A 464-nucleotide genomic window follows, 5' to 3' on the forward strand; every position below is an offset into this window, starting at 1 on the left:
GTTCAAGGTGACCGTCACCGACCCCGAGGAGACGATCGACTGCTCCAAGGTCAAGGTCGCCTACAGCCTCGGCCACGACTCCCACGCCCACGAGCTCACCAGCGAGACGGGCTGCGAGGGCACCCTCACTCCGCCCCCGGCGACGGCGGCCATGACCCCAACGCCGACATCTACGGCGTGGTCGGCGCCAGTTACACCGACGGCGGCGCCAACGGCCAGGAGGCCCTCACCGGCACCGCGCGCACCGTCATCCAGCCGCTGCACCGCCAGGCCGAGCACTTCACCGCGCAGTCCGGCGTCAACGTCTTCGACAAGACGCAGGCCAACGGCGGCAAGACGGTCGGCGACATCCACGACGGCGACTGGATCTCCTTCAGCCCCTACCGCTTCGACGGGCAGAGGAAGATGACCGTACGGGCCTCCTCCGGCGGCACCGGCGGCTTCATCGAGCTGCGCACCGGCTC

Annotated in this window: 1 pseudogene; it reads left to right on the top strand. The window is 69.8% G+C overall.

Annotation, left to right across the window (positions count from 1 at the left end):
• Window positions 1-464: pseudogene (locus tag LPA54_RS38000) on the top strand (carbohydrate-binding protein); the annotation flags it as partial.

Origin of the sequence: Streptomyces sp. DH12, assembly GCF_020873895.1 — a bacterium.
Classification (GTDB): Bacteria; Actinomycetota; Actinomycetes; order Streptomycetales; family Streptomycetaceae; genus Streptomyces.